Genomic DNA, 20523 nt, shown 5'->3' with positions numbered 1-20523 from the left:
GCATCATGAGGGGTGTCGCATACCCCGTTCTCCACCGACCAGCAACCCCGATGATCGAGAGGTCCCCGCCATGTCCACGCTCCATACCGTCGACAACCATTCGCTCGCCGACGAGGACACTGACCTCTTCACGCTGCTGTGCCAGCGCCGTGGCTGGTCGGATCAATACCTGAAGGAGATCGAGTCCACCGAGCACGACGAGCTCCTGGACCTGGCCGAGATGGTCGAGGCCCTCCATGACGCCCGGACCACGGGCAAGAAGATCACCATCGCCCCCGACTTCGACATGGACGGCATCTCCTCCGGCGTCCTCGGCTACGCCGGCCTGGCCGAGCTCGGCTTCGACGTCGAGCTGCACCTGCCCGACTACCGCCGCGGCCACGAGCTCGCGCCCGAGGACATCGCCGAGATCCATGCCAAGTGGCCCGACACCCGCATCCTGCTCACCTGCGACGGGGGAGTGAACTCCCACCGCGGCATCGCCGCCGCGCGTGCCCTGGGCTGGATGACGCTGGTGACCGATCACCACGAGGAGCGCGCGCCGGGCTCGACCGCGGACGTCACCGTCGACCCGTGCCGGATCGACGAGACCTACGCCCACACCGGGATCTGCGGTGCCCACGTGCTCTATCAGGTGATCGAGGCCTACACCCGCGTGCATCGGCCCGAGAAGCTCTGGGAGATCCGCCTGCTGCGCCTGTTCGCCGGCCTGGGCACCGTCTCCGACGTCATGCCCGTGCTGTACGAGAACCGCCAGCTGGTGCGCGACGCGATCTCGATTGCCCGCCTGCTGCGCGTGGCCGCGCCGAAGACGATCCCCAATCCCTGGGGTGGCTTCGACGCCGATCCCGATGCCATCGACGTCGAGCAGTCGATCCTGATGCAGCTGCTGCGCACCGAGCCTCATCACCCGGTCTTCCTCCGGGCCTTCGAGGGTTTCGCGATCGTGCTCAAGGCCTTCGCGCAAGTCGGCAAGGTCCGCGATGTCGACGACCTCGACGAGGGCTTCTTCGGCTTCTACCTCGCTCCGGCGATGAACAGCCCGCGGCGCACTGGCGCGTCCCTCGAACCGTGCTTCGCCGTGTTCACGGCCGCCGGTGCGGACGAGAAGCTCAAGGCCGCCCACCAGATGATCGAGACCAACGAGCTGCGCAAGCAGATGGTCATCGAGCACCTGGAAGAACTCGCCGCCGGCGACCAGCCCTTGGCCCCGTGGGTGTACTTCTCGGACGCCTACCCGGGCATGTACGGGCTGCTGGCCAACCAGATGATGGAGCGCAACGGCCACCCGGTCGTCGTCATGAACCGTCCCACCAGTCCCGACGACTTCGTCAGCGGCTCCGGCCGCGCGCCGGGCTGGTTCGACATCATCACCAGCCTGGAGCCGCACGACGGGCTCAGCGCCATCGGGCACCAGCAGGCCTGCGGCGTCCGCGTCACGAAGGCCGAGAAACTGGGCGAGCTCGTCGCCGTGCTGCAGGAAGCGACTCAGGTCGCCCTGCTCGCCATCAGCACCGAGGGCCCGAACGGTGATCTCGTGCTCGGTCCGGACGCCGACTGCGACGCCGGCCTCGAGGACCTGGAGCCGTTGTTCGAGCTGGTGCGCCGGACCGAGGGGCTCAAGCCCTTCGGACACGGCTTCACCGCGCCGGTCGTCGAGATCGCGATCGAGCCCCTGGGCCTGCGCGTGGACCGGATCGGATCGGAGAAGCAGCACCTGCGCCTGGTCACCCGGTCCGGCCTGTCCTGCCTGTGGTGGAACGTCGCCGAGGAGAGGTTCGGCATGCTCCAGAGCCTCGTGCAGCGCGCCAGCCGCACTGAGCTGGGGACGCTGCGATTCACGGCCTCGCTGCAGCTGAACACCTTCCGCGGCGACACCCGCGTCCAGGCCGTCATCAACGAGCAGATCACCACGGCTGCCTGAGACCCGTAGAGGAGGAGACCATGACGACTTCACCGATCACCTCACTTCTGCTCGGCATCGGGTGGTGCGCCCTCGTGCCGTTCATCGTCGTCGCGGTCTACCTCGGCATCGGCACCGGCGCAGTCTTCCTCATCGGAGAGCCGATCGTCGCGACCGCCGCCCTGGGCGTGCTCGTCGTCGCCCTGGTCGGTGCCGTGAGGATCCTGTGGCCCCGGTGGCTTGCACATGCGCCAGCCTTGCGGACGAGGCCGGAGACCCCGCACTTCGGGCGGACCGTCCTCGGCTGTGCGGTTTTGGCTTTCCTCGCCGGGCAGTCGCTGGCCCTGTGGATCTATGCCACGGCAGGATCCGCCGGCTTCGACGAGTCGAACCAGACCAGGCGCGCGGCCGGAGCTCTGACGACCCTTCTGCTCACCTTGGTCACGGCACCGGCGGGGGAGGAGTTCCTGTTCCGGGGGCTGATCTACCCGTTGCTGCGCAAGCGGGTGGGCATCGTCGTCTCGACGCTGATCACCGCCGTGGTGTTCGGCCTGCTGCACGGCAACGCCGTGCAGTTCGCCTCGACCCTGCCGTTGGCGGTGCTCCTGGCCCTGGTCTACGAACGCACGCGCGCTCTGTGGCCCTGCGTGCTCCTGCACCTGAGCTTCAACCTCGCTGCCGCCTTCGTCCCGGCGCAGGCGCTCGGCGCTCTGGTGAACCCCGTCTCCGCGGGGTTCCTGTGCCTGGCCTTCGCTGGGTGTGCCGTGGGGCTCTACCGGCGGGTCGCCGGCGGGACTGCGCCCAGCGCAGTCCAGGGCGCGGGAGGCGAGTCCGCGGTGCAGTGAGCGAGGTCCTCAGCCTCTTCTGAAAAACGATGGTGCCCTCCGTCCGGGACCTGACGGCCTTTCGGCCGCCGGTCCCTGGTGCGGAGGGCATGCTCGTGGTGACCGGGGTGATCCGGTCACCGGGGGTGTGACTGAAAGTAACTATTCAGTCATACTCATCAGGAGAGGAGAGGATCTCATCATGGCCAAAGTCAGCCCCTGCACGTACGACTCACGCGGACAGCTTGTCCGTCCGGACACGCTCGACATCAGCCGTGCGAAGATCCGTCTGGACCTCGACACTGGTGAGAAGCCGACCTTCGATCGCGGTCACACGCACGTCTTCGTCGTCTCCGACATGGGCGTCACGCCCGAGCAGGCCCGTGATCGTGTGAACGCGAGGCTGCGCCGGTTCTTCGAGCGCGCTGAAGCCGTCCATGGCTTCCGCAAGATCACGATGAAGAAGAGCCAGAGCAAGAACCGGCTCAACCTCAACACCACGATTTCCTACGAGATCCTCTACGTCGTCGAGTCCGACGCGCGATCCCGTAGCCGCAGTCCCGAGTCCCCCCATGCGGGATACCAGCGAGGCTGGAGCACGGTCACCCCCTAGGTGATGCGCCCCATCCAGCCTCGCACTCATCGACAATGCAAAGAGGCCGGAGAGCTCCCTTCCCACGGGGATGCTCTCCGGCCTCTCTGTTTTCACGTTCCAGTGCAACATCGATCACCTGCCGTCAACGATAGCAGCTGTCGTGGATCACTCGCAATGACCAGCGAATGCCAGTCCAATGCCTTTTGTGTCGAATAGAGTCTCATGAACGTGGCGACTCGGACAGGACTCTGACTCGCGCCCGGAGGGCGCGCCAGGAGTCATCTGCGAGTCTCAGGACGCCGAGGATGGCTCCATGTGGCTTCCAGTCCCACTGGCACCCGGACGCGCCGCCTGAGGGTCACGCAGCGGCTCGACGCGGAAAGCTGCCTCGGATTGGTCGCCAGGGGAGCGGGCCAGGCCTCTGAGCCTCCGGGTGTACCACGAGACGTGGTACACCTCCGAAAACCGCGTCTGACCTGGGCAAACGCCTGTACCACGAGTGGCTTTCCCCCGCCGGGTGTACCACGTAGGAAGAGCGACGTGGTACGACGTTTTGCCTGGTCAACCAGCGTTTCCCGCCCATGTACCACGTGTACCACGCTTTTTTCACCGTTTACATAGGGGACGCGTTCGGGAGCGATCCGGCCGGCTCCAGCCCCGGCTGGACATTCTGCTCTCTTATCCCCCCTGCGCGTGTATCTAGTCTCTATTTCCTGGTACAAGTGGTACAGAGGGTATATAAACCCCGCCTGACCTGGGCAAACACCTGTACCACGTAGAAAATGCCACGTGGTACACCCTGCTCTTGAACTCTCGTGAATCCTGCTCTGACCTGGGGAAACAGGTGTACCACGTCAAGTGGTACACGCTCGGATACCCCCAGAGGGTATGAAGTCTTCGGGATCCCCCTGGTGGGCGTCCAGTCGGTGCCCTGACGGCTGCTGGTTTGGCCGGTCAGAAGAACTCCTCCGAACCCTGACCACAGGGCCGGGCGGCTCACGCCGCCCGCGGGTGCATGGTCGAGCAGGAGAAGCCAGTGACTCCGAGGTTGCATGCCCCCGGAGTCACTGGCTTCTCGCATCTCATTCAGGCTCGTGAGGCGTGTGGCGTGGCCGCGGTGGTCGCGCGCGCGTCCCCCTCGGCTCCTGCCGGTGACCCATTCGAGCCTCTTCTGAGCGCTATCCAAGACCCCAGTCGCACCTCTTATCGACTAGCATCTGAATCGTTGTGAAAGGACACTCCAATGACATAGAGTCAAGATCACGTTCCATTCGATTACGAGTCCAATCGGCTTCCCACTCATCGCCGGCAGGAACTCGATCACGATCGAGAAAGCAGCAACATGACGCCTCCTGATGCCCCCACACTCTCACCTGCCGTCGGCTCCAGCGCCGGACCGCGCACCAACCCCGTCGCCGACGTCCTGGCCAGCGTCATGGGGTACTTCTCGGGCCGCAACGACATCGCTCCGCAGAACGAGATCGTCACCTATGTCACCGCCGCCTACCTCGACCAGCTCGACCCGACCAATCCTCCGACGCCCCGCGTCCTGGAGAAGGAACTGCTGGCGATCGTGGGCGGCGTCACCAAGGCCGAGAACATGAAGACGAAGGTCGCCACCGAGAAGCTCCCGCTCTCTCGGGTCCTGACGTACTGGCAGGTCGCGCAGATCCTGCTGCGCCTGCACCACGTCATCCGCATCGCGCCCAACGCCAAGGACACCGACCGGGAATACGACCTGCTGGCCATGTACCAGGCCGACGGCCGCGCGCGCGGGACGTACACCACCAGCGAGGACGACATCCGCACCACGGCGCGCATGTACAACACCCAGCTGACCCTCAAGGAGTTCGCCGAGGTCCTGGCCGTCCTGCGCGAGGACAGCCCGCGCCGGCACCAGAGCACGAACCGCGACTTCATCGCCGCGCGCAACGGCATCGTCTTCTACGGCACCGAGCCGCTGGACGTCACGATCTTCGGCAAGGGCTTCCACTTCGAGCCCAAGCAGGTCCACCCCTTCGACCCCGCCGTCGTGCTGCTGACCAAGAACGACGTCGACTACGTGGACGACGCCCCGCAGCAGGTCATCACGCACCCCGAGGACGGAGATTGGGAAGTCGTCGCCTGGATCGAGGAGCTCTTCGACCAGCCCGGTGACGAGGGCCTCGCCGAGCTGATCTGGGAGATCATCGGCGCGATCATCCGGCCGCACGTGCGCTGGGGCAAGACCGCCTGGTTCTACAGCGAGCAGGGCAACAACGGCAAGGGCACGCTCTGCGCGCTCATGCGCAACCTCGTCGGCAGCGGCGCGCATACCTCGATCCCGCTCTCGGACTTCGGCAAGGACTTCGCGCTCGAACCGCTGGTGCGCGCCAACGCGATCATCGTCGACGAGAACGACGTCGGCACCTTCATCGACAAGGCGGCCAACCTGAAGGCGATCGTGACCAACGACGTCATCCAGATCAACCGGAAGTACCGGATGCCGATCGCGTACCAGTTCTTCGGCTTCATGGTCCAGTGCCTGAACGAGTTCCCGCGCGTGAAGGACAAGTCCGAGTCCTTCTACCGCCGGCAGCTCTTCGTGCCCTTCACCAAGAGCTTCACCGGGGCCGAGAAGAAGTACATCAAGGACGACTATCTCCAGCGCCGCGAGGTCCTGGAGTACGTCTTCTGGTACGCGATCAACCGCGCCGGCGCGGCATCTCCGGGTGACTACTACCAGCTCTCCGAGCCGGTGGCGACCAAGGCGGTCCTGGCCGAGTACAAGGAGGCCAACGACCCCGTGCGCGCCTTCTGGGAAGAGTTCCGCGGCCGGCTGGTCTGGGACCTGGCACCGTTCACGTTCCTCTACGACCTGTACAAGGCCTGGTTCGCCGACGTCTCGCCCTCGGGCTCCCCGGTGAGCAACAAGCAGTTCATCACTGACCTCGTGGCCATCGTCCGACCGGATGCCCTGTGGCACTGCCCGGACAAGAACCGCAAGATCCGGCCCGGCCAGATGATGCACACCCCCGAGGTGCTCATCGCCGAGTACGAGCTGAAGAAGTGGATGCATCCGAGCTACACCGGCAGCGACCGAAAGAAGAGATCCCAGCCGACACTGCAGGCCAACTACCGCGGCCTGCTCCGGCAGACGGGCGCACCCGCCCCGACCGACGACACCACCGACGAAGAGGACTGATGCACTCATGGCCAAAACTGCTGGCGCACTCGGCGAACTCACCCAGGCCGTACTCGAACTCGCCCGTGGTCAGAGCCGCCTGACCACGGCGATGTCCGACGTCGCGCGCGAGCAGCGGATCACCAACCTCATCGTCCGCTCGCAGATCACGGCGGACCCCGTGGGAAAGGCCCGGCTGATGAGTGAGGCGTCCCGGCGCATGGATACCCCGCGCCGGCGCTCTCCTCACGATTCCGTTTGAGGCCGCGCGCGCCTCCTCCCCAGACACCGGCCGTGATGGTCGGACCAACGAAAAGAGATCCCCATCATGAGCACACAGCGAACACCCGTCACGGCCTCGAAGGCGCGCTTCACCTTCTACGACATCGAGTCGTTGTCGGACGTCTTCACCCTGTGCGCCTACACTCCACGGCCCGATAGAGCCGTCGACGACCTGGAGATCTTCTTCCTCGCCGACAACCAGCAGCTCGCCGACTCCGTGGACCCGCAGGCACTCTACGAAGTGGTCGTGCGCTCCAATCCGGGCCTGCCCGCGGTTAGCGTTCAGCTGTGGAACCTGTGCAGCGAGCGGGGCAACCTCCGTCTCGCCGAGCTGATGGGTCTTTCGAACGCCGACCAGGTCAACGACCGCAGCCAGGTCTCGGCCTATCCGGCGAGCCTGCGCCCGGTCTGCGACACGGATCCAGAGTACGACCCGCTGCAGCACCCGTTCCTGGCCGGGTACAACTCGCTGAACTACGACATGACCATGCTCGCGCTGTACCTGATGGAGACCTTCCCGGCCCCGCACTCTGGCCGGCTGGTTCAGCCAACCACGGCGCGCGAGATGCGCGAGCACAACGACAAGCTGTTCAACGAGCACATCGAGTACATGCCCGGCTACCTCGGCTGGGACGGCCCGGCCGCCAAGATCCGCCGCGCCATGATGCACTCGGGCCGGCACCTGGATGTCGCCCGTCTCAACGAGCTGCAGACCAAGGTGAGCCTCAAGCGCCTGCTCGGGATGCTCGGCCGCCAGATCAAGGAGTCCAAGAAGCTCAGCCACGACACCTCGATCGCCACGATCGAGGATCTCTACGAGCTGCTGGCCTACAACGTCTCCGACTGCCTTGGTCTGGCCCAGCTCTTCCTGCACCCGGCCTACGCCAGCAACTTCGGCCTGAAGGCCGGCCTGCTGGCGCAGTACTCCGAGACCGTTTTCGCCAAGAACGGCGCAGTGCGCCGGGACCGCCTGACCATCGACTCGTCCTCGGCGAAGTTCGTCGGCCGCATCCTCGCGCCGTACACCGCGTTGAACGACATCGAAGCGGTGTCCTATCTCTACCCGGACGCCGAGGTGGCCAAAGAGCAGGGCGTCCGTCAGGTCAACGTGCTCGACGAATGCCTGCGCTTCTTCGAAGCGAACGTGGCCCCGGACCCGGCGAAGAATCCAGCCGCGACGCCGGCACAGGCGAAGGCGCACCGTCAGTTCATGCAGGTCGTCGACTACTACCGCTCGATCGAGGGGCAGAACTTCAACGACTCCGAGGAGTACCGCGACCTGTTCAGCCTCCCGGCCAAGAACCTGCGCGAGCTGCCGAAGACGCCGAACAACGTGCCCTACTTCCACCGGGATGCCTCCCCGTCATCGTGCTTCGCCACGTTCAGCACGGGAGGTATCCACGGGGCCGAAGCGGACATGAGCGTCTTCGACGCTGATTCCTTCGAGCACCGGGAACAGACAGCCATGATCGGCATCGCCCGGCTCGTCCACCCGGACGCCAAGGACTTCGTCGCCGAGGCCAAGCGCCAGCACAACCTGCTCGCACTGCCTGATGGTTCCTCCGTCGACAAGCGGCTCGTGCTGCTGGGCTCGGACCCGGAGAAGGTGAAGTACCGCAAGCCGAAGAAGGAAGACCCCGACCAGGCCGAACAGCTCGCGCGCGCGCAAGCACAGCTGCCGGATCCGGCGGAGCTGCTGGCCACCCAGCGCCCGGAGGCTGAAGCTCTTCAGGTGCGCCTGGCCGACGGCACGGTGCTCGACGGCAAGGTCGTCCTGGCCGTCACCTCGGCGGCCAAAGCGGCGTACCGCGATGAGCCGTCGAAGAAGGCCCCCGAGCTGTTCACCGCAAAGGTCGACAAGTCGACCAAGCTGCACCCGAAGTTCGCACGGACCTCGGCGGGCCTGGTGATCCACGAGGACTTCACCAGCTACTACCCGAACCTGCTGCGCAACCTGCGGGCGTTCTGGAACCCCGAGCTGGGTGAGGACCGCTATACGACGATCTTCTTCGAGAAGGAGCGCCTGGGCCGGGAGATGAAGAAGTCGGGGATCGCCGCTGAGGAGAAGGCCCGGCTCGCGACCCTGCGCAACGGCACGAAACTGATCCTCAACTCGGCCTCTGGCGCAGCCGACGCAGCCCACCGGACCCCGATCCGGATGAACAACCGCACCATCGCCATGCGGATCCTCGGCCAGCTGTTCAGTTGGCGGATCGGACAGGCCCAGACGCTGGCCGGCGCGCGGATCATCTCAACGAATACCGATGGTCTCTACTCCGTCGTCGGCGGCGAGAACGGTTTCGACGAGGCCACCAACAACCGCGTGCTCGCCGAGCAGCAGGCCGCCATCGGTATCGACATCGAGCCGGAGCTGATGTTCCTCATCAGCAAGGACTCGAACAACCGGCTCGAACTGGGAACACCTGGAGAGGAGCGCAGCGTCGCCGACAGTCCGATCATCACCGCCTCCGGTGGAACGCTGGCCTGTCACGCGGGTCCCACCCCGACGAAGTCATTGGCTCATCCGGCCGTGATCGACTTCGCCCTGGCCCGCTACCTGCAGACCGTCGCCAGCAGGGGAGAAGCGGCTCTCGCCGAGTCGTTCGATCCCGTGCTCGGTCGAAAGGTGATCGAGGAGGCGGTCTTTGCCGACGACCCGGTCAAGACGCTGCTGCTCTTCCAGAACGTCCTCGCGGCGTCCCGGGGCTCGATCACCTATCCGTTTGCCGCTGATCCCATCAGTGCTGGATTCGAGGGTGACGAGACCGAAGACGCTGATGCTGACGCACAACTGGTGAACCCGCGGGCTCTGCAGATGGTCAACCGGGTCTTCATCGTTCACGACGGCACCGAGAGGGCCGTCAGCCTGCACAACGCCGGCGCATGGAAGGTGAACCCTGCCAGCCAGACCAAGCGTCGCGAATCTGGCAGCGCCGGCGTACGGCGTGACCCGATCGCCCTTCAGATCCTGCGCCATCACGGCTGGGCGAAGAACCGCAGCGAGGCCAGCACCACCGACGGCCTCACGCTGCTGCCCGATGACCAGGACGTCGTGATCCGCCGGATCAACGGCATCGACCCGAGCTGGTCGATGGTCGTCGTCAACGACGACCTCCGCACGCTGCCTGCCTCCCGGGCCGCGCAGCTCATCAGGGCGCTCGACCTCGACATCTACACCCAGATGCTCGACGAGACGTTCACCAAGAACTGGAAGAACGCCGCCTGATCAGCGCCTGCACCACCGCCGGAGAACAGGGTGCCGGGCCGTGTCGACACGACGCAGCCCGGCACCCTGTGGCTTTCCGTGGTCATTTCCGAATGTCTATGTATAAGTCATTTGTTTCAAGTCATAATTGAGCTTAAAGGCGAGTCTGACTCGCCACTGATAAGAGAGCCGAGAGGCATTATGTCCCAGACCGCACTTCCTGTCTGCACCGACGACCCCATCACCTCCTACGGGGCCGCTCTGAAGGCAGCGCTGCGTGCGTCCTGCGTCCGCCCCGTCGTCCTGGCGATCCTCGCCGAGTCCGGCCCGCCCACTCATGACGAGCTCGTCGCTGCGTACCACATGCGCATCGTCATGAACCCGGACACGCCTCGCGCCTCCGAGTCTGGCGTCCGTACCCGGCTCAAGGAACTCGTCTACGCCGACCTCGTCACCGAGGACGCCGAGAAGGGCTTCTCCCGGTTCGGCAATGCGGCCAAGCGCTGGGTCGCCGTCGAAGCAGATGACGCCTTCGCCTACCTCGAAGACGCTGACGAGGAGGAGCTGTGAGCGACTCCATCCAGACTGTCCGGCCCGGCCAGCGCTGGCGACGCAAGAAGGACAGGGTTCTGACCAAGATCATCGCCGTGGACCCGCCGTCGCAGTCCCGGCGCTCGGTCCATCACCGCGCGCGGCGTCGAACAAGCACCGAGCTCGGCCCGTTCCTGAAGAAGTACGAGCTCGCGTTCGATGCTCCGCCGGTCGACGCCGCGGCCGAGGCCGAAGACGCCCAGATCCAGAAGAAGCTGAACACGACCCGCGACGGCGTCCTGGTCGCTCCGGGCCAGATCTGGGAAGACCTCGACACCCGGCAGAACAAGCGCCGCCTCGTCGTCGAGTCCGTGAAGAACGGCAGGGCCCGGGTCCGGGCGCACTACGGCACGAGGCTCTCGACCCTCAGTGTCACCCGGATGTACAAGCACTCCACCGGTTTCCGGCTCGTCAAGCCCGGCGAACTGCGGTACGGAGTGCCGACGTCCTCCCAGGCCGGGAAAGCACAGCCCTGATGGCCCGCACGCCGGAAGGGACCATCGAGGACTACCTCCTTGCGCAGTGCCGGGCGAGCGGCTTCCTCTGCCTGAAGTTCGTCTCCCCGGCCCGTGGGGGTGTGCCCGACCGCGTCATCGTCACCCCCGGCGGCACCGTCTTCGTCGAGGTGAAGAAGCCCGGCGGCGAACTCGAGAAGCGCCAGCGCGTCGTGCACGCCAAGATGCGCCGCTTCGGTGCCCGGATCCACGTCGTCGACGACAAGCCGAGCGTCGACTCCTTCATCGCGCACCTTCTCGCGTCCCCGTCTGATCAACAGAGAGCAGCGTCATGACCCAAACCACCACAGCGCCTCTCCAGCAGCCATAGTTCGAGACCAAGGACCGCGAAATGAAGGTGGCCCAGACGAAGCAGTGCACGAGCTGCCTTCGTGATCTCCCGCTGGAGAACTTTCATCGAGACACGAGAAGTCATGGCGGTATCAGGGCTGCCTGTGCAGAGTGCCGAGTCGCGAACAACCGACTCGCTCGATACGGCGTGACCCGAGAGCAATTTGACATCATGTCTGCTCAGCAAGACGGAGTCTGTGCGATCTGCCGGGAGCCGGAGACCGCTCTCGCGAACAACGGCGCTTCCACCAAGGAACTCGCGGTCGACCATAACCACAGGACCGGGCGCACGCGGAGTCTCTTGTGCTCTAGGTGCAACCAGGGCTTAGGCAAGTTCCGAGATGATGCCAAACTGCTCCGCGCCGCGGCCGACTATCTCGAGTCCCACATCACCGACCGATCCGTCGGCGAGCCGAGGTTCTGATGGGAGCCCGCAGCACGAAGACCAACGGGTTCAAGGCCCCCTCGTTCCGCCGGCTCACCCGCGCCGACCTCTCCGCCTTCGACCAGGAGGCCAAGAATCTCGTCCTCACCGCGATGGAGACAGGCTGTGTAGGTCGGATCTCCTCCAAGGGCCACTGCATTCTGCGCAACAACGCCGGTGGCACCGCCTCGGTACCACCCACCATGTCCTCGCAGAACCGCACGGCTCAGAACGCCCGGGCCGACATTCGTCGCCTCACCGCCGAGCACCGCACCGTGGCTCCGTCGCCGGAGTCTGCGCCCCGGCCCAGAGAGGCACAGGAGATCACGGTGGCCCAGGCGTTCCTCAAGCACAGCAGGGCCTTCACGACGTGGTTCGACGCCCGGGAGGACAGCCTCCCCGCCGAAGCGCTGCTGAGAGTGACCTTCGACGCGGCCGACCAGCCTCGGTTCGAGGTCATCCGCATGCCGGATGCCGAACCACTCTTGCTGAACCTGAAGCTCGACACACCGATCAGGATGCTGGCCCGTGACGAATCAGGGAAATCGCTGTCCAGGGTCTTCCAGATACCTGAGACCGGCACTGGGATCGCCGAGCCCGAACCAGTCACCCAGCTGCGGGAGTTCAGATGCGAAGTCTGCAAGCGGCTCCGCGGCACAGCAGCGGGTCTGGGCTCGCACCGGCGGGTCCATCGTGATCAGACCCCGCCCGACCCTTCAACCAAACACGGCTCCGACATCGATCAGACGACCCCGCAGAAAGCGACGCACGACATGCCAGCACCCACACACCAGACAGCACCGACTGACACAGCCGGGCGAGTTGAGGACCCAGTGGCAGTGCTGCATCGAGTGCGAGAAGCCCTCGGGTCCGACCCGCGGGTCACGCAACTCGAAGCCCGGGTCGCCGAACTTCAGACCGAAGTCATGCAGCAGAAACAGAGAGCCGACGAGGCCAGCGCCCGCCTCGCCCTCATTCAAGAGGCATTCCATGCCTGACCGAACACCCGAAGAGAAGGGAGGACCAGCGTCATGACCACTATTCTCGCGCCGTCCCCGATCTCGCTGATGCCGCATCAGCAGCAGATCCATGACTTCCTCGTCGACCACCCCTTCGCCGGCGCGTGGCTCGGCGTTGGGGCCGGCAAGACGCTCACGACCCTCAGCGTCCTGCAGACGGTCCGCCCGATGGGTCACATCCTCGTTATAGCGCCCGTGGCAATCGCCCGCTCCACCTGGATCGACGAGATCGAGAAGTGGGGCTTCCCCATCCGGACGAAGTCGCTCATCGTCGACGAGAACGACAGGAAGCTCTCCAAGGTCAAGCGCCTGCAGCGCTTCCAGGAGGTCTTCACCGATCCGCCGACGATGTACTTCATCAACCAGGAGCTGCTGACCCAGCCGTCCCAGGAGACAAAACTGCTCACGCCGGTGCCGGGCGCAGTGCCCGCCCCGACCGCCTCCCCGGAGGCGACAGCGATCCTGGGTCTGCTTCAGGCCCGCGGACCGCTGGACCAGGACGAGTTGATCGATGCGTACCGCGCTCTGGTCGTCGGCAACACCAACAGCCGGCCTCCCGCCAAGACCAAGATCCGCGCCTTGATCCAGGAGCTGCTCAAGGCGTCCCTGGTGACGTGGGAGACCTATGACTGCCGAAGCTGTTCCGGTGACGGCTGCCCTCAGTGCCGCTTCGGTCTGGTCGATCAGCTGCCCATCCAGACCATCAACGGACAGCAGACCATCATCTGGCCTTTCCAGACGGTCATCATCGACGAGTCCCAGGGCTTCAAGTCGCACGACTCGCAGCGCTTCCAGGCTCTAGCGATGGTGCGGCCGGCCGTGAACCGGCTCATCGAACTGACCGGAACGCCCAGCCCCAACGGTCTCCACGACTTGTGGAGCCAGGTCTATCTGCTCGACCAGGGCCAGGCACTGGGGCCGAACATCACCGCGTACCGCAATCGATGGTTCACGGCCAAGATGGTGCCCGGCACCACGACGCCGGCGAAGTGGATCCCCACGCCGAACGCCGAGGCCGAGATCCATCAGGCCATCTCGCATCTGGTGATGAGCGCGCAGAACACGAGCCTGCAGCTCCCGGCGCTCACCATCCAGGACGCCAACGTCACGCTCCCGCCGGACCTGCTCCAGGCCTACAAGGAGTTCAAGCGCGAGCTGGTCCTGGACATCGTGCACAGCTACACGGACGACGACGGGAAGCTGACGCACAGCGTCGAGTCGATCGTCGCCGCAAACCAGGCGGTGCTCACCAGCAAGCTGATGCAGTTCGCCTCAGGCACGCTCTACACAGCCGATCCCGACGACCCGGCCACGAAGGGCCGGTACGAGGTCATCCACGACAAGAAGATCGAGATGACCGAGTACCTGGTGCGGAACAACGGTGGCGAGCCCGTGCTCATCGCCTACCACTTCAAGTCCGACAAGGAGCAGTTGCTCACCAGGCTCCGCAAGGCCGGCATCGACGCGCGGGCCTTCGACGGCTCGCGCGGCATGGTCCGACGCTGGAACGCCAAGCAGATCCCGGTGATGCTGCTCCACCCGGCCGCCGCCGGGCATGGCCTGAATCTGCAGCACGGTGGCTCGACGATGATCTGGTACACGCTGCCGTTCTCGCTCGAGCACTATCTGCAGACCAACGGGCGACTCTTCCGCACGGGCCAGACGAAGCCGGTGACCATTCATCGGCTCATCGCCAAGGGCACGCAGGACGAGCGGATGCCCTCCGTGCTGGCCGGCAAGCAGCAGGTTCAGGACGACCTCATCGCGGCCGTCTCTGGGGACTTCGTCGCCGAGCAGGTGCTCCTCGCCGCCCTTGAGGAAGAGATCCGCGAGGACCTCAACGACCTCTGGGCCTCCGAGAGGGTCTGAGAGCTGGATCTCTGCCATCCGAAGACGGCCCGGCCGTGATCCCACGGCCGGGCCGTCGCCCTCTCGCACAACAGGAGTCGATCAACGTGCCTCTGCGAGCCCTGCCCGACATGATGAAGCACAACGCGGCGCTCAAGGCAGAACAGAAGATCGTCTTCCGCATGCGGTCCGTGGATCAGCTGCTTGCCCTCCGATGCCTCGGATGGACCAAAGGCCAGCCCTCGATCGCCTGCACCTGCGGCTCGACCAGGTTCCGCCCGCCGAGGCTAACAGCGAGCTCACCCTCGCTGGCTACATCGTTCTCGCGCCCGGCGTCTTCGCCCACGACGTCGACGAGATCACCGAGACCGAGAAGCAGATGCTTGACGAGCTCCACCTGCGCGAGATCAATCTCGCTGACGAGGTGCTGGTCGTCGACCCAGGCGACTGCGCCGGGGAGTCAACAAGCCGCGAGATCGCCTACGCCGAGGAGCGCGGCAATCCCGCGACATTCATCAGCAAGCGCGAACAGCGCTGACGAAAGGATCCTGCCCATGTCGTTCGAGATCTACCACCCCAACCCGAGCAAGGGTCGTCGTATCAGGGGGCCCGCCAAGATCACCGTCACGCACGCCGAGAACGGCCGTTCGCAGATCTCGCTGTCCGCCGCGGCACGCGACTGGTTGCGGCCGACCCCCGGTGACAGCGAAGCACGCTGGCCCGCGAACCAGCCGACCATGAAACTCGTCATCCTGATCGATCGCGACGCGAGGAAGATCAAGCTGCAGCGCACTGAAGGCACCGATGCCGGAGACCACGTCCATGATGTCAAGGGCCTGAGCCACAACGGCACCGCCTACATCACCGGTTGGCGACTGGACGAGGAGTTGGGCCTCGAGGAGGGCCACTTCTTGGCCGAGCTGCTGCCTGACCCGGACGACGACGCTGATGCCGCGGTGCGCGCCATAGTTGTCGACGCCGCCGCCGGCACGCCGATCAAGAGGCGTCAGCCGCTTGCAAAGACTGATTCCGCGAGCAGCCCCTGATCCCGACACCTGCAACCACCGACGAACACGCATCGAAGAGATGTACCAGCTTCGATGAGGGCGTCACCGTCGCCGTGCCATGAGTGAACGAGAGGTACGCCTCGCGTCACGTTCCGATGAGTGACCGAGCGGGCCCCTCGGCTTCGCTCCCTACGGGCGCTGGCCTCAGGGGGCTGGGTCAGCGTGGCTGACCCGGGTGCGGGATCGACTCCGGCACGGGCCGGGTGTTCGCGCACCCGGCCCGTGCCGTCTTGTACATCGACGTCTCGTCAAGGGTATCCCCGAGTCCCGATGACGCCCCTGACGAGACGTCTTGTTGCCACCGACTGGACGCGGCCGCGCCATCGATGGCCGACGCACCAAGCAAGACACCGATGAGACCCATCGGTGCACCGATCAGGACACAGCTCGGCCGCCAATCAGACACCAAGGAGGCTCGAAAGCCGATCACGACCCTCATCTTCAGCGTCACCCCCTTCGACACCCCGGACATCAGGGTGCTGCGCAAAGCGATCAATGAAGAAGACCAGGCGCACACCGAAGCCGTGCGGGCGCACCACCGCAAGCATCGCGAGCTGTGTGACCGCTACGAGGGCCTGCTGCTCGCCCGACGGCCCGAGTACCCCACTCAGGAACATCTCACGGCACTCGACGAGATCGCATTCCTCGTGCACAGCGACACGCCCTACGGCGACTGCTTCGGGATCGCAACGGAGGCGGACCGTGCAGTCGGCCGCCAGCTGCCGTCGAACGTGCGGTTCGACTCTGGCACAGGGCGCGTCAACGCCTACGCTCTCGCGCCGAACAGTGCCACGTCCGGAACGCCTCTCTGGAAGTTCACCGAGCCGGAGTTGGACGCGTTCCGCGCACAGATCAGGCAGCGCTCCCTGCGGATCGTCAGCGAGTGGGAGCACAACGACGGCATCGCCTTCATCATCGTCTCCTCGAAGGCCTGAGGTAACGCATTCGAATCCGCCGCGAACGGCATCGACCCACCATCTGGAGGACCCCTTGACCACCAAATCAGCCGGCCTCACCGAGGAGCAACGCAAGCAGCGCCTCACCCAGGCCCACAAGGCCATCGAGACCGCCATCGCCAACACCCCGCGTGCTGAATTCGCAGCGCCCGCCGACCTCGCCATCGACTCCCTCGGTGACCTGGCCGCCGAAATCCTGGTCGACGGCACGATGATGCGCTCCCTCACAGTCCGTGACGGCGTCGCCACCCTCGAAATCGCCGAGGCTAACGAGATGGTCCGGATCTTCGCCGCTGGGATGCGCGGCTGCCTCGACGGCCACGGCGCCAAGAACTACGTCGAGATGGAGATGACCGACGGGCAACCGGCGACGGCTTCACCGTGACCGTCCAGCGGCGTTCCAAGAAGACTCCGCACCAGTTGCGGCAGACGGCCGAGGCCCAGGTGGCTGAGCTGGAGGAGACTCGCGACGCTCCCGCGGCGGCCCGGCAACTCCTTGGCGAGCAGGGACCGAAGGGACTCAAGTCCACGACCGCAGACAGTGCCGCTGCGCTGGGCATGACCCCGACCGAGTACCGGGCGCACAGGCGCGCACTCGACACCAGTCCCACCGTGACCAAAGGGGCGACCCGATGAGCACATACGTGACCAAGAGGGCGCCGAGTCTCCGCTCGCTGAAGCACCTGCCCGACGGCAAGCTCAGGTACAGCCCGACCGAGTGGCGACTCATGACACAACGCCGAGGCCGCGGCGGCCAGTACTCCTAATCCAGCGCGCCGTCCGCACCGCCGCGCTCCACGATGAGCTGGCCGCGAGCCAGCCAGCCGTGGCTGGCTGGCAAGCCGAGCACATCAAGCAGTTGGCTGCCCGTGCCGAGCCGGCCGCCGTGACGCAGTAGCCCGCATCCGGACGGCCCTCGGCGAGTAGGTCATCACGAGGATCCCAAATGAAGCCGCCAAGCGGCCAGAGTAACTGACGGTGTCTTCTTGGATACCTTGCGCCGCGACGGTCGCCTGGTGTTGACGTGACGGCGGGCGGGCTCGAGAGACCCTCACATGCGCCGAGGTCTACGTAGAACGCGGCAACCGCATCAGCAGGACCTCGCCGCTCGTTCCAGGGCGGCAGAGCCGCCCCGGGTGGGTCGCTGAGAGATGTGATGCAGACCTTGCCTCATGTCGCCCTCTGGTCCGCTCGTTGCGTCCCGAGCCCTCCTTCACCAACTTCCCTTGGCTCGTTGTGTCCACCGCGGACCGACAGTCACGGGCTGGTTCAGCCGGCCGTCGAGACGAGCCGGCACCGGACGCCGTACCTCAGCCCGAATTACGCGTAGTGGGTCGAGCGCACCAGGACCAGTGACCGCTTTCCATCTGAGCTCGAAAGGCACCGCATGTCCAACCTCAAGCGCACCGCTGCCTCCGTCCTTGCCGCATCCGTCGCTCTCGGCGGAACCATCGCGCTGACCGGGACAGCCCAGGCTGCAACGACGACGCACTGCAAGACCAGCACCAAGAACTTCGCCCTCCCGGGAAAGCCCGACGTGAAGGTCAGCCTGAACATCTGCATGAAGTACCAGGGCTCCAGCGGCGGATACCGCCACTACAAGGCCTGGCTCAACAAGGCATCGTGGGACGGCACCAGCTGGTTCACCGGCGGCAAGCGGTTCCACAGCTTCTCGGTCCTCATGTACGCGCAGAGCGGTTCGACCACGAAGAAGAACTGCAGCTACGGCATCTGTGAACAGCGTGAGATCAGCACGGAGATCAACAAGTCCGAGAACGGCTCGAAGACCTACCCCACCGGAGCGAGCGGCTACGGCGAGGTCTACGTGAAGACCAAGCAGAAGAACTGGACCGCGGACGCCACCGCCTACTACGACATCGCCAATGACGGCAAGAACGGCAAGAGCTGGAACCTGGCCGGCACCGCCGCCGTGTCCTGACAACGCGTCCAGCACCCCCCTATCGGTCCAACCCAACTGACGCGATGCGTGCGGCAGCCCCACGTCCCCGATCGCCTCCTCAAGGCGGTCGGGGACCGGTGTCCGCGGGGCGCGGATCGCCTTCCACCGCCGAGCGACGTACACCTCCTGGTCACCGGTGTCGGCGTGTCCACCCCGCAGCTGACATCACTGGTCGCGCCGTCCGTGGACGGCGCCGTGGTCGGCTCCCCCATCGTCCGGATCCTGCTGCGCCCTGACCACACGGGCATCACCACAGCCGCCGGTCAAGCGGCCCTCTTCGCCGACTCGCTCCAGACACCCGCACATACCTGACCCAAGTTCCACACGCCCGACCCAAGGAAAACTCGCCGCCCTGGAGCCCCCGTGCCCCGTACCGAAGCCCCGCCGACGGAAACCCCCTTCACACCGGCCTCTCCCGGCCGTTGGCCACCCGCGATCTGGGCGGTGCTCATCGGCACCTTCGCCGTCAGAGGGCTCGGCTTCGCCTATCCGTTCCTGCCATATCACCTCGACGGTTTGGGATTCTCCGCCCGCACCACGGGCTGGATCGTCGCCGCGTTCGGTGCCGGCTATCTGATCGGACAGATTGCATGCGGCTGGCTCTCGGACCGGATCGGCCAGCGGGCCACACTCGTCACAGCCATGGCTGTTGCGGCCGTCATCCTGCCGCCCCTCGCCCAACTCCGCTCCACTGCAGGCCTTTTCGTGGCGGCATACCTCACAGGCGTGATTTACGACGCCGCCCGCCCCGTCGTCTCGGCAGTCATCGCGGACGTCATACCCACAGAAGCCGAGCAGGCGCTCGTCAACGGTTGGCGCCACTTCGCGATAAACTCCGGGGCCGCCCTCACGGGGGCACTCGGTGGGTACCTCGCGGTCCGCACTGGTACAGGCGTCTTGTTCTGGGTCAACGCGGCGGCCTGTGCGGCCTTCGGTATTGTGGCGCTGCGCTTCTTGCCCGGCCGACGCGTCGCCGTCCAACCCCGGGCGGAGCGCCCGGGGTACGGAGAAGCTCTTCGAGATGGACGACTCTGGCTCCTTTCTCTGGCCAGTCTCTGTGCCTTGATCTGTGCCGGCGGCGTCTTTACCGCACTGCCGATCCTTATGACCGCTGACGGTCTGGACGCGGCCGCCTACGGCACGACCCAGGTTGCCAATGGGACCGCGGTCGTACTCCTATCACCTCTCCTGACTCCGTGGCTCGGTCACTGGGCCAGCGCAGAGAGACCCATGACCGGCCTGCTTGCAGGCAGCGGACTCATTCTCGGCGTCGCGATGGGTGCTGCCGGGCTGTCCGATTCGACGCTCAGCTACAGCCTTGCTGCCGCGCTCGCGGTTCCCGGAGAGATCCTGCTCTTCATCGCCGCCGGCGAGCTGGTTACTCGCATTGCGCCGCGGCAGTCCCGCGGGCTGTACGCCGGACTCTGGGGCACCAACCTGGCCATGGCAATCATGATTGCACCAGTGATGACTGCCTGGGCCCTTGACCACGGCGGCGGGCTCACAGCATCCGCGGTGTCTCTCGGCACCGGGCTCCTCGGCGCCGCCCTGTGCTGGCCCCTGCACTCCAGCATCCCCTGAGGTCAAAACGTCACCAGCAATCCCGAGAATCACGACCGCCGCGATGATCCGAACACTCGATGCGGTCGACCGTCACCACTGAGGAGATCAATTCGATGAACACCGAGGCACGGGGGCCTGTCAGGGCGACCTTTGCGATGAGACTTCGCTTGCCGCAGTCGTCTACCCCCTCTCTGTCAGCCTTGGGTGAGACATCCCGTTCTGCGGGGTTAGCCTGAGAGGGCACGACAGGAGAACCGTCCCTTATGCCCAGCACAGAG

20 protein-coding genes and 1 pseudogene are annotated in these 20523 nt (G+C 65.6%); 20 read left to right on the top strand and 1 reads right to left on the bottom strand.

The features are described from left to right. The first annotated feature begins 70 nt into the window (after positions 1-70). The 20 genes from ACZ68L_RS40845 (at position 71) to ACZ68L_RS40750 (ending at position 20263) form a co-directional block, all read left to right on the top strand. Positions 71-1924: a DHH family phosphoesterase gene (locus tag ACZ68L_RS40845; RefSeq protein WP_469588329.1), complete on the top strand. Its 1854-nt coding sequence runs from the start codon at positions 71-73 to the stop codon at positions 1922-1924. A gap of 20 nt (positions 1925-1944) precedes the next feature. Next, on the top strand, positions 1945-2748 hold the full coding sequence (locus ACZ68L_RS40840; protein WP_469588327.1) for a lysostaphin resistance A-like protein: 804 nt from the start codon (positions 1945-1947) through the stop codon (positions 2746-2748). A gap of 181 nt (positions 2749-2929) precedes the next feature. Then, entirely contained in the window at positions 2930-3340 is a 411-nt protein-coding gene (locus ACZ68L_RS40835; protein ID WP_469588324.1) for a hypothetical protein, read from the top strand. Positions 3341-4664: 1324 nt separating this feature from the next. Next, positions 4665-6506 (top strand): DNA primase family protein, encoded by a 1842-nt coding sequence (locus ACZ68L_RS40830; RefSeq protein WP_469588321.1) that lies wholly within the window; start codon positions 4665-4667, stop codon positions 6504-6506. Positions 6507-6513: 7 nt separating this feature from the next. Then, complete coding sequence (locus ACZ68L_RS40825; protein ID WP_401601643.1) at positions 6514-6747, top strand: hypothetical protein; 234 nt, start codon at positions 6514-6516, stop codon at positions 6745-6747. 66 nt (positions 6748-6813) lie between these two features. Beyond that, on the top strand, positions 6814-9993 hold the full coding sequence (locus ACZ68L_RS40820) for a hypothetical protein (protein ID WP_469588318.1): 3180 nt from the start codon (positions 6814-6816) through the stop codon (positions 9991-9993). 180 nt (positions 9994-10173) lie between these two features. Further along, positions 10174-10542 (top strand): hypothetical protein, encoded by a 369-nt coding sequence (locus tag ACZ68L_RS40815; protein ID WP_469588314.1) that lies wholly within the window; start codon positions 10174-10176, stop codon positions 10540-10542. Then, on the top strand, positions 10539-11039 hold the full coding sequence (locus ACZ68L_RS40810; protein WP_469588312.1) for a hypothetical protein: 501 nt from the start codon (positions 10539-10541) through the stop codon (positions 11037-11039). Before ACZ68L_RS40815 ends, ACZ68L_RS40810 begins: the two co-directional genes overlap by 4 nt. After that, positions 11039-11353 carry a PDDEXK family nuclease gene (locus ACZ68L_RS40805; RefSeq protein WP_469588309.1) on the top strand — a complete coding sequence of 105 codons (315 nt, stop codon included), beginning with the start codon at positions 11039-11041 and terminating at the stop codon, positions 11351-11353. Before ACZ68L_RS40810 ends, ACZ68L_RS40805 begins: the two co-directional genes overlap by 1 nt. 56 nt (positions 11354-11409) lie before the next feature. Then, the gene (locus ACZ68L_RS40800; RefSeq protein ID WP_365688789.1) at positions 11410-11832 is read left to right on the top strand and encodes an endonuclease VII domain-containing protein; all 423 of its coding nucleotides are present in this window, start codon (positions 11410-11412) and stop codon (positions 11830-11832) included. Next, the gene (locus ACZ68L_RS40795; RefSeq protein ID WP_469588306.1) at positions 11832-12830 is read left to right on the top strand and encodes a hypothetical protein; all 999 of its coding nucleotides are present in this window, start codon (positions 11832-11834) and stop codon (positions 12828-12830) included. The genes ACZ68L_RS40800 and ACZ68L_RS40795 overlap by 1 nt, the downstream gene beginning before the upstream one ends. Positions 12831-12863: 33 nt before the next feature. Next, on the top strand, positions 12864-14720 hold the full coding sequence (locus ACZ68L_RS40790) for an SNF2-related protein (RefSeq protein ID WP_469588303.1): 1857 nt from the start codon (positions 12864-12866) through the stop codon (positions 14718-14720). Between the two features lie 202 nt (positions 14721-14922). Then, complete coding sequence (locus ACZ68L_RS40785) at positions 14923-15237, top strand: hypothetical protein (RefSeq protein WP_469588300.1); 315 nt, start codon at positions 14923-14925, stop codon at positions 15235-15237. Between the two features lie 16 nt (positions 15238-15253). Next, the gene (locus tag ACZ68L_RS40780; RefSeq protein ID WP_469588298.1) at positions 15254-15745 is read left to right on the top strand and encodes a hypothetical protein; all 492 of its coding nucleotides are present in this window, start codon (positions 15254-15256) and stop codon (positions 15743-15745) included. 374 nt (positions 15746-16119) lie between these two features. Beyond that, positions 16120-16701 carry a hypothetical protein gene (locus tag ACZ68L_RS40775; protein ID WP_469588296.1) on the top strand — a complete coding sequence of 194 codons (582 nt, stop codon included), beginning with the start codon at positions 16120-16122 and terminating at the stop codon, positions 16699-16701. Between the two features lie 55 nt (positions 16702-16756). Next, a complete protein-coding gene (locus tag ACZ68L_RS40770; protein WP_469588294.1) occupies positions 16757-17107 on the top strand; it encodes a hypothetical protein in 351 nt (116 codons plus the stop codon). After that, positions 17104-17358 (top strand): hypothetical protein, encoded by a 255-nt coding sequence (locus tag ACZ68L_RS40765; RefSeq protein WP_469588292.1) that lies wholly within the window; start codon positions 17104-17106, stop codon positions 17356-17358. Before ACZ68L_RS40770 ends, ACZ68L_RS40765 begins: the two co-directional genes overlap by 4 nt. A gap of 751 nt (positions 17359-18109) precedes the next feature. Beyond that, a complete protein-coding gene (locus ACZ68L_RS40760) occupies positions 18110-18661 on the top strand; it encodes a hypothetical protein (RefSeq protein WP_469588290.1) in 552 nt (183 codons plus the stop codon). 165 nt (positions 18662-18826) lie between these two features. After that, a complete protein-coding gene (locus tag ACZ68L_RS40755; protein WP_469588287.1) occupies positions 18827-18994 on the top strand; it encodes a hypothetical protein in 168 nt (55 codons plus the stop codon). Positions 18995-19045: 51 nt separating this feature from the next. Then, positions 19046-20263, top strand: coding sequence for an MFS transporter (locus ACZ68L_RS40750; RefSeq protein WP_469588284.1), 1218 nt, complete (start codon positions 19046-19048; stop codon positions 20261-20263). 10 nt (positions 20264-20273) lie between these two features. Here the strand turns inward: ACZ68L_RS40750 and ACZ68L_RS40745 are convergent. Continuing rightward, positions 20274-20523 (bottom strand): annotated as a pseudogene (locus tag ACZ68L_RS40745) (hypothetical protein); the annotation flags it as partial.

The organism is Streptomyces sp. NPDC104309, assembly GCF_055584025.1.
The sequence above is the reverse complement of the archived record's forward strand: the minus strand, read 5'-3'. Positions and strand labels throughout refer to the sequence as shown.

Coding starts and splice junctions, on each gene's coding strand:
- ACZ68L_RS40830 (WP_469588321.1), top strand. CDS start 4,665: ATGACGCCTCCTGATGCCCCCACACTCTCACCTGCCGTCGGCTCCAGC.
- ACZ68L_RS40815 (WP_469588314.1), top strand. CDS start 10,174: ATGTCCCAGACCGCACTTCCTGTCTGCACCGACGACCCCATCACCTCC.
- ACZ68L_RS40825 (WP_401601643.1), top strand. CDS start 6,514: ATGGCCAAAACTGCTGGCGCACTCGGCGAACTCACCCAGGCCGTACTC.
- ACZ68L_RS40845 (WP_469588329.1), top strand. CDS start 71: ATGTCCACGCTCCATACCGTCGACAACCATTCGCTCGCCGACGAGGAC.
- ACZ68L_RS40775 (WP_469588296.1), top strand. CDS start 16,120: ATGAGACCCATCGGTGCACCGATCAGGACACAGCTCGGCCGCCAATCA.
- ACZ68L_RS40760 (WP_469588290.1), top strand. CDS start 18,110: ATGTCCAACCTCAAGCGCACCGCTGCCTCCGTCCTTGCCGCATCCGTC.
- ACZ68L_RS40840 (WP_469588327.1), top strand. CDS start 1,945: ATGACGACTTCACCGATCACCTCACTTCTGCTCGGCATCGGGTGGTGC.
- ACZ68L_RS40800 (WP_365688789.1), top strand. CDS start 11,410: ATGAAGGTGGCCCAGACGAAGCAGTGCACGAGCTGCCTTCGTGATCTC.
- ACZ68L_RS40835 (WP_469588324.1), top strand. CDS start 2,930: ATGGCCAAAGTCAGCCCCTGCACGTACGACTCACGCGGACAGCTTGTC.
- ACZ68L_RS40780 (WP_469588298.1), top strand. CDS start 15,254: ATGTCGTTCGAGATCTACCACCCCAACCCGAGCAAGGGTCGTCGTATC.
- ACZ68L_RS40785 (WP_469588300.1), top strand. CDS start 14,923: ATGGACCAAAGGCCAGCCCTCGATCGCCTGCACCTGCGGCTCGACCAG.
- ACZ68L_RS40790 (WP_469588303.1), top strand. CDS start 12,864: ATGACCACTATTCTCGCGCCGTCCCCGATCTCGCTGATGCCGCATCAG.
- ACZ68L_RS40820 (WP_469588318.1), top strand. CDS start 6,814: ATGAGCACACAGCGAACACCCGTCACGGCCTCGAAGGCGCGCTTCACC.
- ACZ68L_RS40805 (WP_469588309.1), top strand. CDS start 11,039: ATGGCCCGCACGCCGGAAGGGACCATCGAGGACTACCTCCTTGCGCAG.
- ACZ68L_RS40795 (WP_469588306.1), top strand. CDS start 11,832: ATGGGAGCCCGCAGCACGAAGACCAACGGGTTCAAGGCCCCCTCGTTC.